A 12,634-nucleotide genomic window follows, 5' to 3' on the forward strand; every position below is an offset into this window, starting at 1 on the left:
AGTCAGTGGCGCTGCGGGGTGCGAGAGCCGTGGTCGCCGGCGTGGACCGGCTCCCGGACCGGCCGCCGCGGCGGGCGAACGCGCTGGTGGGAGGGTACGGCGGCGGCCGGGACGCCCGGCTTGGACTCCTCGGGGATGTGCCGCGGCGCGCCCTTGACCATCAGCGGATCGAACATCACGACGACGGCGGCCAGCAGCAGGAGGGCGAGCGGCCCGATGAGGATCGGGGCGAGCACGGCGGCCGACGAGCCGCCGGTCGCGGTGCCGGAGGTGCCGTGGAGGTGGACGGTGAGTCCGGCCATGCCGGTGTAGTGCATACCGGAGACGGCGAGACCCATGACGAGGCTGGCGCCGATGCTGCCCCGCCAGCCCCTGGCCTGCCCGGCGGCCCGGAGGGCGACGGTGGCGGCGACGACGGCGATGACGACGGACGCGACGACACCGGTGAGGTCGTAGGTGAACTGTCCGTCGAAGCGCATACCGGCCATGCCGAGGTAGTGCATCGAGGCGACGCCCAGGCCGGTGATCGTGCCGCCGGTGACGAGCGAGGTGCCGGTGGCGCCCCGGTAGCCGATGATGAAGATCCCGACGCCCACCATGACGATGGCCAGGCCGAGGCTGGCGTAGGTCATCGGTTTGTCGAAGCGGACCGGCGTCTCGTCGATGGAGAAGCCCATCATGGCGATGAAGTGCATGGTCCAGATGCCGGAGCCGATCGCGGTCGAGCCCAGAGCCAGCCACGCGGGCCGCCAGGAGTGGGTGACCAGCAGGGAACGGGTGGTGCAGCGCAGGCCGAGAGCGCCGCCCAGGCAGGCCATCACATAGCCCACGAGGGGGGTGACGACCCCGTAGCCGAATCCGTCGATCGTGCCTCGCATGCGCGGCTTTCCCTCGCCTTCTCGCGTCCCTCTACCGACGCGATGTTCCCCCTGCCCCACACCGCTGCGGCGGTCGGGGCTGTCGGAGAGAGTATGGCCGCCACCGGAATGGTCGAATGATTTTCCGGCAAAGAAACACGGCCTCGCCCCACTTGTGCGGCACCGGTGTGCGGAGTTGAGCCCCGCCGTTCATCGTGTGGCCGTTCTGCGCTCCTGTGCCGTTGACGCTCCGCTGTCACCCTGGTGCTGTTGGTATTCGCCGGACGTGAGGAGTACGCATGCACGCGCACGCAGTCGCCGTTGCGGCCACCGCGGCCCTGGGGGCGACGGTCCTGCTGAGCCCCGGCTCCGACGGCCGGCCGGCTCGGGCCGCCCAGCCCACGGTGGTCGCCCACCGCGGGGCCTCCGCGTACGCGCCCGAGAACACGCTGTCCTCCATCGACGCGGCGGCGAAGCTGGGCTTCTCCTGGGTGGAGAACGACGTGCAGCGCACCAAGGACGGCAAGCTGGTCGTCATCCACGACGACAGCCTGGCGCGCACCACGAACGTCGAGGACGTCTTCCCCGGCCGGGCGCCGTGGAAAGTGAAGGACTTCACGGCCGCGGAGATCGCCCGGCTGGACGCGGGGAGCTGGTTCTCCGCCGCCTACGCGGGCGCGCGCGTGCCGACGCTGGAGCGCTACATGCGCCGCGTCGAGCACAACCACGAGAAACTGCTGCTGGAGGTCAAGAACCCCGAGCTGTACCCCGGCATCGAGGCGCAGATCCTCAAGACCCTGAGCAACGAGGGCTGGCTGGACCGTGCGCACCGGAGCCGCCTGATCGTGCAGAGCTTCAGCGCGGACAGCATCCGTACCGTGCACCGGCTCAAGCCCGCGCTGACCACTGGGTACCTGGGCAGTCCGAAGGTCGCCGAGCTGAGCGCGTACGCCCGGTTCGCGGACCTGATCAACCCCGCGTACGCGGACGTCTCCGCGAGCTACGTCTCCACCACGCACGCCCTGAAGGGGCCGCACGGCAAGCCCCTCCGGGTCTTCACCTGGACGGTGAACGACGCGGCCACGGCTCGGAAGGTCCGGGGCTACGGCGTCGACGGGATCATCACCAACAAGCCCGACGTGGTGCGCGCGGCCCTCAGCGCCGACTGATCCCGGCGGCGGGGCCCGTTGTCAGTGGCGGGTCGTAACGTGGTCGGCATGGACAGTCAGGGGCAGGACGGACAGCGGGTCGTGTGGACGGTCATGGACAGCCGCATCGGCCCGCTGATGCTGGCCGCGAGCGGCCAGGGACTGGTCAACGTCGTCTTCCACGCCACCGGCCCGGTGTGCGAGCGCGCGCGGAAGCGGCTGGCGGCGCGGTACGGCACCGAGCCGGTCGAGGAGCCGGGCGCCCCCCTGCTGGCGGAGGCGATACGGCAGGTCGAGGCGTATCTGGCGGGCGAGCGACAGGACTTCGAGCTGCCGCTGGACTGGTCGCTGATCTCCGGCTTCAACCGGGCGGTGCTGCGCGAGCTGGCCGACGGCGTCCCGTACGGCACGGTGGTCGGCTACGGCGATCTGGCGCGGCGGGTCGGGCAGCCGGGCGGGGCGCAGGCGGTGGGCACGGCGATGGGCGCCAACCCGCTGCCGGTGGTGGTGCCGTGTCACCGGGTGGTGGAGAGCGACGGCGGGATCGGGGGGTTCGGGGGCGGGCTGGAGACGAAACGGCAGTTGCTCGCGCTGGAGGGCGTGCTGCCCGAGCCGCTGTTCTGACGGCGCCCCATACCCATTGCCGGGCATGGCGTTTGGCCGCCGGTCGCGCCCGCCAGGAATGAGGGGAGGCGACGGACGGGAGGCGGGCGCATGGTGCTGGTGTTGTCGGAGGAGGTCCGGGAGGCGAGGGGCGCCGGACGGCCGGTGGTGGCCCTGGAGTCCACGATCATCGCGCACGGGCTGCCACGCCCGCGCAATCTCCAGGTGGCGCTGGAGCTGGAGGACGTGGTCCGGCGCGAGGGGGCCGTGCCCGCGACGATCGCCGTGCTCGACGGACAGCCCCATGTCGGGCTGGACAAGAGCCAGTTGGACCGGATCGCCAACGAGGACGGCATCCGCAAGCTGGGCCACCGTGACCTGCCGTTGGCCATGGCCTCCGGAGCGAGCGGAGCGACCACGGTGTCGGCGACGGCTCAGTTGGCGGCGCTGGCCGGCATCCGCGTGTTCGCCACCGGCGGCCTGGGCGGGGTGCACCGGCAGTGGACGGCGACCCAGGACGAGTCGGCCGACCTGGGGCTGCTGGCCAGGACCCGGATCACCGTGGTGTGCGCGGGCGTGAAGTCGATCCTGGACGTGCCGGCCACCTTGCAGCGGCTGGAGACACTGGGCGTGGCCGTCGCCGGATACCGCACCGAGCGGTTCCCCGGCTTCTACCTGTCCGACTCGGGTCATCCGGTGGACTGGACGCTGCGGCACCCGGAGCAGGTCGCGGAGGTCATGCGGGCGCAGGACACGCTCGGCGGACCGGAGTCGGCGCTGATCGTGGCCAACCCCGTCCCGCCGGAGCGGCAGCTCGATCCCGAGCTGCACGCGCGCGTGCTCGCCGAGGCGCTGCGGGCCTGCGAGGAGGAGGGCGTCACCGGCCAGGCCGTCACCCCGTTCCTGCTGGCTCATCTGGTCCGGCACACGGAAGGGGCCTCGCTGCGCGCCAACCTGGCAGCGGTGCGCGGCAATGTGGAGCTGGCGGCGCGGATCGCCACGGCGTGGGCGGTGAGGTGACCGGCGGCCCGGCGGGAGGGCTGCTGGTCGTCGGGGACGTGATCACCGACGTGGTGGCCCGGCACCGGGGGCCACTGGCCGCGCGCACCGACACGGCCGCCGTGATCCGGACGCTGCCGGGCGGCGCGGGCGCCAACGTGGCGTGCTGGGCCGCCGACGCGGGCTGTACGGACGTACGGCTGCTGGCACGGGTGGGCGCGGACGCGGTGCGGTGGCACGAGCGGGAGCTGCTGGCGGCAGGGGTGCGCCCACGGCTGGTGGTGGACCCGGTGGCGCCGACCGGCACGGTGATCTGCCTGGTCGACGGCGGGGCGGCGGCCGAGCGCACGTTCCTCACCTCCAGCGGGGCCTCGCTGCGGCTCGAACCGGCCGACTGGTCGGAACGGTTGCTCGACGGGGTGGCCCGGCTGCATCTGTCGGGATACCTGCTCTTCGCCGAGTCCAGCCGGGCGTTGGCCGAGACCGCGCTGGCGGCGGCGCGTGCGCGCGGAGTACCGGTGAGCCTGGACCCGGCTTCGGCGGGGTTCCTCGCGCGGTTCGGGGCGGACCGGTTCCTGGAGTTCGCCAAGCAGCTCGATGTGCTGCTGCCCAGCCGGGACGAGGCGTGCCTGCTCACCGGATTGTCCGACTGGGCCGAGGCGGCGGCGGAGTTGAGCGGACTCGGGCCGGTGGTGGTGGCCAAGTCGGGGGCGGAGGGCGCGCTGGTGGCGCGGTCGGGCGTGGTGAGCGCCCGGGTTCCTGCGGTACCGGCACGGGCGACGGACAGTACGGGTGCCGGGGACGCGTTCACCGGCGCGTTCCTCGCGGCGCTGGTGGCGGGCGTTTGTGCGGAGGACGCGGCGGAGTGTGGGTGCCGGGCCGGGGCGCGGGCGGTGGAGCGGGTGGGCGGCCGACCGCCGCGCCCGGACGACGACGGGCGGCCGCCGCACACCCCCTGAACCGGACGCCGCTCAGACCTTGCGCCCCCATGCCGAGATCATCGGCGCCGTGGCCAGATCCATGCCGCCCGCCGCGACGTTGGCGAGGTGGCGGTCGATGTCCTCGTCGGTGGCGAGCCCCGCTTCGACCAGGCGGCCCCGGATCTGACGGACCGTGGCCAGTTCGAGCGCGGTGCACGCCGGTGAGGTGAGCGGGAAGTACGCGTCGGCCTCGACCTGCCGCAGCCCGGCCTCACGGAGCAGCCGGGGCAGCCGGCGTCCGTAGGAGAGGTCGGCGCCGCGCTCGGCGAGGAGCCGGCGGAAGCCCTGGCGGAGCCGGTTGGCGAGCCGTTCCTCGGGGCCGTGCTCGTCGGGGCAGGTCAGGGATTGCAGGGCCGGGTCGGCGTCCTCGACCAGCAGCCGGCCGCCGGGCCGCAGCGCGTCGATCATGGAGCGCAACGCCCGCTCCCGGTCCGGGACATGAACGAGCACGAGCCGGGCGTGCACCAGGTCGAAGCCCCGGCCGGGCGGCTCCTCGGCGCCCACGTCGTGGGTACGGACCTCCACCGGCGGCCGGGCCGCGGTGTCCAGGCGCGAGGTGTCGATGTCGGTGGCGACGACGGTGCCGGTCGGGCCGACCTGCCGGGCGAGCCAGGAGACGACGGAAGTGCCCCCGGCGCCCACCTCCCAGCAGCGCCAGCCGGGGCCGATGCCGAGGCGTTCGAGGTGGCGGAACGTGGTGGGGTCGAAGAGGGAGGCGAAGGCGTCGAAGCGTTCGCCCGCCTCGGTCTGCCGGTTGTCCAGGAGGTATCCGTCCGAGGGCGTCATGTTCCGCATCGTCCCAGCCGGCCGGCGGGTCCGGGGTGGCCGACCCTCCGTCCACAGGCGGGAACCAAGCGGAATCCACGATTCCCACAGGCTTCCCCGGCCTTCTCGGCGGACTGGCACACTGACCGGGCAGGACACGAAAGGTGTCGGGTGCGGAGATCCAGGCAAGGGGATCGAGATGTCGATGACGGGGAATCTGCGGAAAGTCACAAAGCTGAGCAAGGTCGGCGGCCTGCGCAAGGTGGCCGGTCTGGCCCGGCGCCGGCCGCGTGTGGACCTGAGCCACCCGGCCAGGTCGCCGCTGGGTTCCTCGGTCGTGAACTGCGTGATGTATCAGGACGGCATACGCGTGCCGGGCTCCGCCGATGTGGTGGAGGCGGTGAAGACGGTCCGCAACACCGGCGACGGCTTCGTCTGGCTGGGTCTGCACGAGCCGACCGCCGAGGAGTTCACCGATGTCGCCGAGCTGTTCGACCTGCACCCGCTGGCGGTGGAGGACGCGGTGGAGGCCCACCAGCGCCCGAAGCTGGAGCGGTACGGCGACACGCTCTTCGCGGTGCTGAAGACGGTCTGTTACGTGGAGCACGAGAAGCTGACGGCGACGAGCGAGGTGGTGAACACCGGCGAGATCATGGTGTTCGTCGGCGAGGACTTCGTCATCACCGTGCGGCACGGTCACCATGGCTCGCTGGGGCCGCTGCGCGAGGAGTTGGAGGCGCGCCCGCGCCAGCTCGCCAAGGGCCCGTCGGCGGTGCTGCACGCCGTGGCGGACCATGTGGTGGACGAGTATCTGAACGTCACGGACGCGGTGCAGGGCGATGTCGAGCAGGTCGAGACGGACGTCTTCTCGCAGGAGGGCGCCCGCGCCGATCCGGGGCGCATCTACCAGCTCAAGCGTGAACTGCTCGAACTGAAACGGGCCGCCGTGCCCCTGCTGCGCCCGGTGGAGGACCTGGCCACCCGGCCGATGAAGGTGGTCGACCCGGAGATACAGGCGTACTTCCGCGATGTGATGGACCATCTGATACGGGCCAAGGATCAGATCGCCGCGTTCGACGAGCTGCTCAACTCCATCCTCCAGGCGCATCTGGCGCAGGTGACGGTCGCGCAGAACGAGGACATGCGGAAGATCACGGCCTGGGCCGCGATCGTGGCGGTGCCGACGATGGTCTGCGGTGTCTACGGCATGAACTTCGAGTACATGCCGGAGACCCGCTGGCACTACGGCTATCCGTTGATCATGGGCATCACCGCGCTGGCCTGTGTCGCGCTGTGGCGGGGCTTCCGGCGCAACGGCTGGTTCTGACACGCCGGCCGGGTCCGGCAGGCGGGGTCAGCCGTTCCAGGCCGGGTGCCGGGGGTCGTCGGCGCGTACGACGACGTCGGCCGTCGCGGCCGGATCGGTCTCCGTCTCGTAGCGGGCGAAGGCGGGAAGCGTCCAGTGGTCGGTGTCGGGGGTGCGGCGGCGCAGGGCGCCGGACGACAGCAGGACGTGGACGGTCAGGTCGAAGGGGAACCAGTGCTGGAGAAGAAGGGGGCCGTGCAGGAGCAGTACCCCGCCGGGTGGTAGCCGGACGTAGGAGCTGCGGGTGGCGCGGTCGGTGACCGGGTCCCACAGGTCGGGCAGCACCCGCCCGTCGCCCCCGGCGTCCAGCGGGCCGAGGACCTCCCGCCACAGCGCGCCGGTGTCGAACCAGCCGCTGTAGTACGACTCCTCGTCGCGCCGCCCGTGCTCCAGGCGGAGGGAGGCGGGGCGCAGGAAGCCCTCGGCGCCGACGACCAGGGAGGGCCGGCCGCGTACCCGGAGCGCCTCGGAGATCCGGGTGGCGAGGTCACCCGGACCTGCGGCGGGCGCTCCGTCGAGGCCCACGCGCGGCCAGCGGCTGCCGTCGGCGGGCTCCAGCGCCAGAATCCGGTCGGCGAGCCGTTCGGCCAGCCGCTCCCACGTGATCGCTTCGAGTCGCACAGGCCCATGATGCCGGGAAGCCGGAAGAGGACGGAAAGAAGGAAGGAACGGAGGAAGGCAAGGGAGAAGGGAGGGAAGGAACGGCCCGGCCCGGTGCGGGAGGGCTGGCCGGTGGCGGGGAATGAACCGCTTATGGCCCGTCCCGCAGGTGCACGCCGTCCCGTGGAGCCCCCCTCCCCCGCGCTGCCCGACACCGGGGGCGGCCCGGTCGTGGTCCAGCCGCAGCGGCGGAAGCACTGCGCGGCTTGTCGGCGGGGGCCGCTGGCGCTGCTGGTGCTGGAGGACGGGGTGCCGCGTTGCCTCGACTGCGCGGATCTGGGGCACCTGGTGTTCCTGCCGCGCGGGGATGCCGCCCTGACCCGCCGGGCGCGGGAGGAGAGCGCGCTGTCGGCGGTGGTGGTGCGGTTCGCGCGGCGGCGTGGCCGGTACGAGCGCCAGGGCCTGCTGGTGGAGGAGGCCGCGCTGGCGCGGGCGGAGGAGCGGTGCCTGGCCGACGCGGAGGTCCGGGAGCGGCGCCGGGCGCGGGACGCGCGGCGCCGGGAGGCGGAGGACGAGCGCTTCGTCGCGCGGTTCGCGGCGGAGATCGGGCGGCTGTTCCCCGGCTGTCCGGACGGCCGGGCGCGGGCGGTCGCCGGGCACGCGGCCCTGCGGGGCAGCGGACGGGTCGGACGGAGCGCGGCCGGGCGGGCGCTGTCGGAGGCGGCGGTGACCTCGGCGGTGGTGGCGTCGGTACGGCATCTGGACACCCCGTACGACGGGCTGCTGATGAGCGGGGTGCCCCGGCGCGAGGCGCGCGGCCGGATCGCCGGGGCCGTGGAGGCAGTGCTGCGGGAGTGGCGGGAGCCGGCCGCGCGGGAGGGGGTGGAACCGGGACGAGCACAGGGAGAGGAGTGACGGGAGTGGCGCGAGGAAACAGTGGTTCGCGGGGGCGGGCCGATGGTGTGCGGAGTGCGGAAAGGTGGCGTCCGCCGCCCTGCGCGGGGGTCGGCGGCGACGTATCGTGGCCGGAAGGACACCGGGCCGGGGGTGCCTCCGTGCCGGGTGACCGCCGAGCGACCCCCGTCCGATGCCGCACGGCCCGCGGTACCCCCAGTGCCCCGATACACGTCCGTACCCCGGTACACGTCCGCACCCCGGTACACGTCCGCGAGGAAGACGCCCATGGCCGATCCCAAGGGGTTCATGAGCACACCGCGCCAGGAGTGGCCGCGGCGGCCGGTGGTGGAGCGGGTCCGGGACTGGGACGAGGTCTATGTGCCGGGGGCGTTGCTGCCGATCGTCGGCGCGCAGGCGAACCGGTGCATGGACTGCGGGGTCCCCTTCTGCCACGACGCCTGTCCGCTGGGGAACCTGATCCCGGAGTGGAACGACCTGGTGGCCCGGTCGGACTGGCGGGCGGCGAGCGAGCGGCTGCACGCGACGAACAACTTCCCCGAGTTCACCGGCAGGCTGTGCCCGGCGCCCTGCGAGGCGGGGTGTGTGCTGGCGATCAACCAGCCCGCCGTGACGATCAAGAACGTGGAGTGGGCGATCGCCGAGCGGGCCTGGGAGGAGGGCTTCGAGCCGCCCCGGCCGCCGGACCGGCTGTCCGGGAAGACGGTCGCGGTGATCGGGTCGGGCCCGACCGGGCTGGCCGCCGCGCAGCAGCTCACGCGGGCGGGGCACACCGTGGCGGTGTACGAGAAGGACGACCGCATCGGGGGGCTGATGCGGTACGGCATCCCCGAGTTCAAGATGGAGAAGCGCTTCCTGGACCGGCGCCTGGAGCAGATGCGGGCGGAGGGGACACGGTTCCGTACGTCGACGGCGGTCGGGCAGGACGTGCCGGCGCCGGAGCTGCGCTCGCGGTACGACGCGGTGGTGATCGCCACCGGGGCCACGGCGTGGCGGGAACTGACGGTGCCGGGGCGGGAGTTGGCCGGAGTCCACCAGGCCATGGAGTATCTGCCGCCGGCCAACCGGGTGTGCGCGGGCGACCTGGAGGCCAACCCCCTGTCGGCGGCCGGGCGGCATGTGGTGATCGTGGGCGGCGGGGACACCGGGGCCGACTGTCTGGGGACGGCGGTGCGCGAGGGCGCCGCGTCCGTGACCCAGTTGGACATCTACGCCCGGCCGGGCGGGGAGCGGGACGCGCAGGCGGAGCCCTGGCCGACGTACCCGAAGCTCTACCGGCTCTCCGGCGCGCACGAGGAGGCGGGTGAACTGCGTACCGCTCCGGTGGCGGACGCGGACGCCCGGCTGTTCGCGGCGTCCACGCTCCGGTTCACCGGGGACGGTCGGGGGCGGGTGAGGGAGTTGCACCTGGTGGAGGTGGACGAGGGACGGCAGCCGGTGGCGGGCACCGAGCGGGTGCTGCCCGCCGACCTGGTGCTGCTGGCGCTCGGCTTCTCCGGGCCGGACCGCGCGGACGGGCTCATCGACCAGTTGGGGCTGGAGACGGAGCCGCGCGGCACGCTCGCACGGGACGGGCAGTTCGCCACGAACGTGCCGGGTGTGTTCGCGGCCGGGGACGCGGCACGCGGTCAGTCGCTCGTGGTGTGGGCGATCGCGGAGGGCCGGGCGGTGGCGGCGGCCGTGGACCGGTATCTGATGGGTGAGTCGTGGCTGGAGGCGCCGATCTCGCCGTACGACCGGCCGATGGCGGTGTAGCCATCGGCCGGGTCAGGGAGGAGCAGGAAGGAGCCGGGAAGGAGGGGACCGGGGGGCAAGGGTGGTGCGCAGAGTCAAAAAGTGGGACAGCGGTTCAGGAGAGCAGGAAGTCCGCCTCTCCCGCCTTCGCGCCCTCGATGAAGGCGGTCATCTCGGCGGTGGTGTATATCAGCGCGGGGCCGTCCGGGTCGGTGGACTGGCGTACGGCGATGCGGCCGTCGGCCAGCTTCATGGCCTCCAGGCAGTTGCCGCCGTTGCCGCCGCTCCAGGGCTTGTGCCAGCCCACGGCGCCCAGTTCCCGCGCGGGCATCCCGTTGTAGACGCGGCGGCGCGGATTGATGCGATCCATTCACAGCTCCTTGCGGAGATCCCGCAGGATCTCCTTCGTGCGTTGTGCCGTGGCGGCCTGCGCCGCCATGCGGTCCATGACCTCCAGGTGTGTGGCCACCTCGGAGCGCGCGTCGAGGTAGACCGCGCCGGTCAGGTACTCGCTGTAGACCATGTCCGGGAGTTCGGGCATGGCGAACCGGAACAGTACGAAGGGGCCGTACGTGCCCGGATGCGGCCCGTTGGCGAACGGGGCCACCTGGAGGGTGACGCCGGGCAGCGTCGTGGCCTCCAGCAGTCTGTCGAGCTGGGCGCGCATCACCTCGGGGCCGCCGACCGGGCGGCGCAGGGCGGTCTCGTCCATCACGGCCCAGAAGCGGGGCGCGTCGGGGCGGGTGAGGAGTTCCTGACGGCGCATCCGGAGGTCGACGTGGCGCTCGATGTCGTCGGGGCTGGTCTGCCCGATGGCGCCGGATCTGAGCACCCCGCGCGCGTAGTCCTCGGTCTGGAGCAGGCCGGGGACGAAGTGCGGCTCGTAGGAGCGGATGAGCGCGGCGGCGCCCTCCAGGCTGACGTACATCGAGAACCAGCCAGGCAGGATGTCGTGGAACCGCTGCCACCAGCCGGGCCGGTTGGCCTCCTCGGCGAGCTGGACGAAGAGTTCGGCCTCGTCGTCCGGAACGCCGTAGGACTTCAGCAGGAGTTGGAGGTACGGGATCTTGAGGGAGACCTCGGCCATCTCCATGCGGCGCACGGTGGCGGGGGCGACGCGCAGGACGCGGGCGGCTTCCTCGCGCTTGAGCCCGGCGCGTTCCCGCAGGTCCAGCAGGCGTCGGCCGAGGACCACCTGACCCACGGTCGGCGCGGACCGCGGTTCGCTCACGTTGCCACCTCCGACGGAAGGGATACCGGTTGCCTGGGCGGGACACCCGGTGAAGGCACCCCGACAGCCCTGCGGCGCCGTTCGAAGACGCATTCGACGATCCGGGCGGATCGGCGAGGGTCCCAATTGGCGCCGCGCGAGGTGCTGTTGCGAGCAGTGTGCCACGGCCGTTCACCGCGTCATACCGCACTCTGCATTTTTCAGAGTGACACTTGCCAAGTGTTCACGGCGGGGAGATAGTGGCAACCGTGATTCCGTCCGCGCCCTTAGGAACAGACTCCGCCGCAGACCGTTCCCGTCCCGGCGTCGCACCGGCACCGGCAACGGCCGGGGCCGGCCGCCGGTTCCGCTTCGAGCTGGCCGCCCATCCGGGCTCTCCGGCCCAGGCCAGACGCCTGGCGCGGACCCGGCTGACCGGCTGGTCGGTGTGCGCGGACACCTGCGAGAGCGCGGTCCTGGTCGTCTCCGAACTGGTCACCAACGCGGTCGTGCACACCGCGAGCAGTCGCGTGGTGTGCGAACTGGCCGACCACGACGGCCTGGTGCGCATAGCCGTGCGGGACGAGGGCTGCGCGCCCGGCGAGCCGCACCCGGCACAGCAGCGGCCCGACGAGGAGCACGGGAGGGGATTGCTTCTCGTCGCCGCGCTGTGCCGGGCCTGGGGCGCCCAGGAACACGGGCCGGGCCTGCTGGTCTGGGCCGAACTGGACCGCGACCCCGCCACGGACGGCGACCCCGCCACCCCGGCGCACACCGGCACCGGCACTCGCACCGCCACCGAGCCCCGCCACGACCTCGGCTGGGGCACGCGCGGCAAGCCCGACCCCGCCCGCGCCCCCGGCGAGGACGTGCGCTCCGCCCCCGCCCGCCGCGTCCGGGTGCCGGAGCAGTACGCCCGCGCCGCCGAACGGGCCGAAGCCTGGAGCAGGGCGTGACCGGCGCCGCCGGGCAGCCGCTCGGCCTGAACACGCTGGTCCGGCTAGGACGCGGCCGCCCCGCGCCCGACCGGCTCCCCGGACCGCCCGTGCCCGAGGGCATGACCGCGCCGCTCGGCTGCGACGCCGTCGCCATGCCCGACCGCCTGGCCGCCCTGATCGTCCCCCGACTCCCCCGGGTGGGCTGTGTGTACGCCGAGGGCGGCCGCTGGTGGTGGCTCGTCCCGGCCGACTCCGACTACGCGCTCCCCTGGCCCGCCCCCGCCCAGTACGCCCCCGGCGCCCCCGTCCCCCGCACCGCCCATCTGCTGCGCCGCCCGGCCGGCACGATCCCCTACACCCCGCCGATCCCGCTCTACCTGGCCCTGTGCCGGGTCACGGGCACCACCCCGGACTGGTCCCGCCCCATCTCGGCCTGACGGCACACGACCCCGCGCACCCTCCCGCGGCACCCCGCCACGCGCACCCCCGTACGCCCCCGCTCGCGCTCTGCCCCCGCCG

The 12,634-nt window shown here is 73.3% G+C and carries 14 protein-coding genes; 9 read left to right on the top strand and 5 right to left on the bottom strand.

Going from position 1 to position 12,634, the window contains the following annotated elements; all coding sequences use genetic code 11:
- Window positions 1-2 precede the first annotated feature (2 nt).
- On the bottom strand, window positions 3-878 hold the full coding sequence (locus ACZ3HQ_RS22920) for an MHYT domain-containing protein (RefSeq protein WP_467513592.1): 876 nt from the start codon (window positions 876-878) through the stop codon (window positions 3-5).
- Window positions 879-1,156: 278 nt separating this feature from the next.
- Between ACZ3HQ_RS22920 and ACZ3HQ_RS22925 the strand changes: the two genes are divergently transcribed.
- The 4 genes from ACZ3HQ_RS22925 to ACZ3HQ_RS22940 all read left to right on the top strand — a co-directional run bounded on the left by ACZ3HQ_RS22925 (window position 1,157) and on the right by ACZ3HQ_RS22940 (window position 4,566).
- Complete coding sequence (locus tag ACZ3HQ_RS22925) at window positions 1,157-2,026, top strand: glycerophosphodiester phosphodiesterase (RefSeq protein ID WP_467513593.1); 870 nt, start codon at window positions 1,157-1,159, stop codon at window positions 2,024-2,026.
- 48 nt (window positions 2,027-2,074) lie between these two features.
- Window positions 2,075-2,629: a methylated-DNA--[protein]-cysteine S-methyltransferase gene (locus ACZ3HQ_RS22930; protein ID WP_467513595.1), complete on the top strand. Its 555-nt coding sequence runs from the start codon at window positions 2,075-2,077 to the stop codon at window positions 2,627-2,629.
- 90 nt (window positions 2,630-2,719) lie between these two features.
- Window positions 2,720-3,628 (top strand): pseudouridine-5'-phosphate glycosidase, encoded by a 909-nt coding sequence (locus ACZ3HQ_RS22935; RefSeq protein ID WP_467513597.1) that lies wholly within the window; start codon window positions 2,720-2,722, stop codon window positions 3,626-3,628.
- Window positions 3,613-4,566 (top strand): carbohydrate kinase family protein, encoded by a 954-nt coding sequence (locus ACZ3HQ_RS22940; RefSeq protein WP_467513599.1) that lies wholly within the window; start codon window positions 3,613-3,615, stop codon window positions 4,564-4,566. Before ACZ3HQ_RS22935 ends, ACZ3HQ_RS22940 begins: the two co-directional genes overlap by 16 nt.
- 12 nt (window positions 4,567-4,578) lie before the next feature.
- Here ACZ3HQ_RS22940 and ACZ3HQ_RS22945 read toward each other — a convergent pair whose 3' ends face one another.
- Complete coding sequence (locus tag ACZ3HQ_RS22945) at window positions 4,579-5,373, bottom strand: methyltransferase domain-containing protein (protein ID WP_467513601.1); 795 nt, start codon at window positions 5,371-5,373, stop codon at window positions 4,579-4,581.
- A gap of 178 nt (window positions 5,374-5,551) precedes the next feature.
- Here ACZ3HQ_RS22945 and ACZ3HQ_RS22950 point away from each other — a divergent pair, with 178 nt between their 5' ends.
- The gene (locus ACZ3HQ_RS22950; RefSeq protein ID WP_467513603.1) at window positions 5,552-6,679 is read left to right on the top strand and encodes a magnesium and cobalt transport protein CorA; all 1,128 of its coding nucleotides are present in this window, start codon (window positions 5,552-5,554) and stop codon (window positions 6,677-6,679) included.
- Window positions 6,680-6,706: 27 nt separating this feature from the next.
- On the opposite strand, the gene ACZ3HQ_RS22955 is transcribed toward ACZ3HQ_RS22950, so the two are convergent.
- A complete protein-coding gene (locus tag ACZ3HQ_RS22955; RefSeq protein WP_467513605.1) occupies window positions 6,707-7,339 on the bottom strand; it encodes a nucleoside/nucleotide kinase family protein in 633 nt (210 codons plus the stop codon).
- 132 nt (window positions 7,340-7,471) lie between these two features.
- On the opposite strand from ACZ3HQ_RS22955, the gene ACZ3HQ_RS22960 reads away from it, so the two are divergent.
- Window positions 7,472-8,233: a DUF2293 domain-containing protein gene (locus ACZ3HQ_RS22960; protein WP_467513607.1), complete on the top strand. Its 762-nt coding sequence runs from the start codon at window positions 7,472-7,474 to the stop codon at window positions 8,231-8,233.
- A gap of 267 nt (window positions 8,234-8,500) precedes the next feature.
- Window positions 8,501-9,988, top strand: a complete 1,488-nt coding sequence (locus tag ACZ3HQ_RS22965; protein WP_467513609.1) for a glutamate synthase subunit beta — start codon at window positions 8,501-8,503, stop codon at window positions 9,986-9,988.
- A gap of 94 nt (window positions 9,989-10,082) precedes the next feature.
- Here the strand turns inward: ACZ3HQ_RS22965 and ACZ3HQ_RS22970 are convergent, their stop codons facing one another.
- Both ACZ3HQ_RS22970 and ACZ3HQ_RS22975 read right to left on the bottom strand, forming a co-directional pair.
- Complete coding sequence (locus tag ACZ3HQ_RS22970; RefSeq protein WP_030809830.1) at window positions 10,083-10,337, bottom strand: DUF397 domain-containing protein; 255 nt, start codon at window positions 10,335-10,337, stop codon at window positions 10,083-10,085.
- Window positions 10,338-11,198: a helix-turn-helix domain-containing protein gene (locus tag ACZ3HQ_RS22975; protein WP_467513611.1), complete on the bottom strand. Its 861-nt coding sequence runs from the start codon at window positions 11,196-11,198 to the stop codon at window positions 10,338-10,340.
- A gap of 239 nt (window positions 11,199-11,437) precedes the next feature.
- Between ACZ3HQ_RS22975 and ACZ3HQ_RS22980 the strand changes: the two genes are divergently transcribed.
- Complete coding sequence (locus ACZ3HQ_RS22980) at window positions 11,438-12,133, top strand: ATP-binding protein (RefSeq protein WP_467513613.1); 696 nt, start codon at window positions 11,438-11,440, stop codon at window positions 12,131-12,133.
- Window positions 12,130-12,552: a hypothetical protein gene (locus tag ACZ3HQ_RS22985; protein ID WP_467513615.1), complete on the top strand. Its 423-nt coding sequence runs from the start codon at window positions 12,130-12,132 to the stop codon at window positions 12,550-12,552. Before ACZ3HQ_RS22980 ends, ACZ3HQ_RS22985 begins: the two co-directional genes overlap by 4 nt.
- Window positions 12,553-12,634: the final 82 nt, after the last annotated feature.

The sequence above is a fragment of the Streptomyces sp. NPDC018263 genome (assembly GCF_055562575.1).

Bases quoted from the DNA above. Each gene is read 5' to 3' on its own strand.
- ACZ3HQ_RS22965 (WP_467513609.1), top strand. From the start codon at position 8,501: ATGGCCGATCCCAAGGGGTTCATGAGCACACCGCGCCAGGAGTGGCCG.
- ACZ3HQ_RS22925 (WP_467513593.1), top strand. From the start codon at position 1,157: ATGCACGCGCACGCAGTCGCCGTTGCGGCCACCGCGGCCCTGGGGGCG.
- ACZ3HQ_RS22970 (WP_030809830.1), bottom strand. From the start codon at position 10,337: ATGGATCGCATCAATCCGCGCCGCCGCGTCTACAACGGGATGCCCGCG.
- ACZ3HQ_RS22935 (WP_467513597.1), top strand. From the start codon at position 2,720: ATGGTGCTGGTGTTGTCGGAGGAGGTCCGGGAGGCGAGGGGCGCCGGA.
- ACZ3HQ_RS22920 (WP_467513592.1), bottom strand. From the start codon at position 878: ATGCGAGGCACGATCGACGGATTCGGCTACGGGGTCGTCACCCCCCTC.
- ACZ3HQ_RS22950 (WP_467513603.1), top strand. From the start codon at position 5,552: ATGTCGATGACGGGGAATCTGCGGAAAGTCACAAAGCTGAGCAAGGTC.
- ACZ3HQ_RS22930 (WP_467513595.1), top strand. From the start codon at position 2,075: ATGGACAGTCAGGGGCAGGACGGACAGCGGGTCGTGTGGACGGTCATG.
- ACZ3HQ_RS22945 (WP_467513601.1), bottom strand. From the start codon at position 5,373: ATGACGCCCTCGGACGGATACCTCCTGGACAACCGGCAGACCGAGGCG.
- ACZ3HQ_RS22960 (WP_467513607.1), top strand. From the start codon at position 7,472: ATGGCCCGTCCCGCAGGTGCACGCCGTCCCGTGGAGCCCCCCTCCCCC.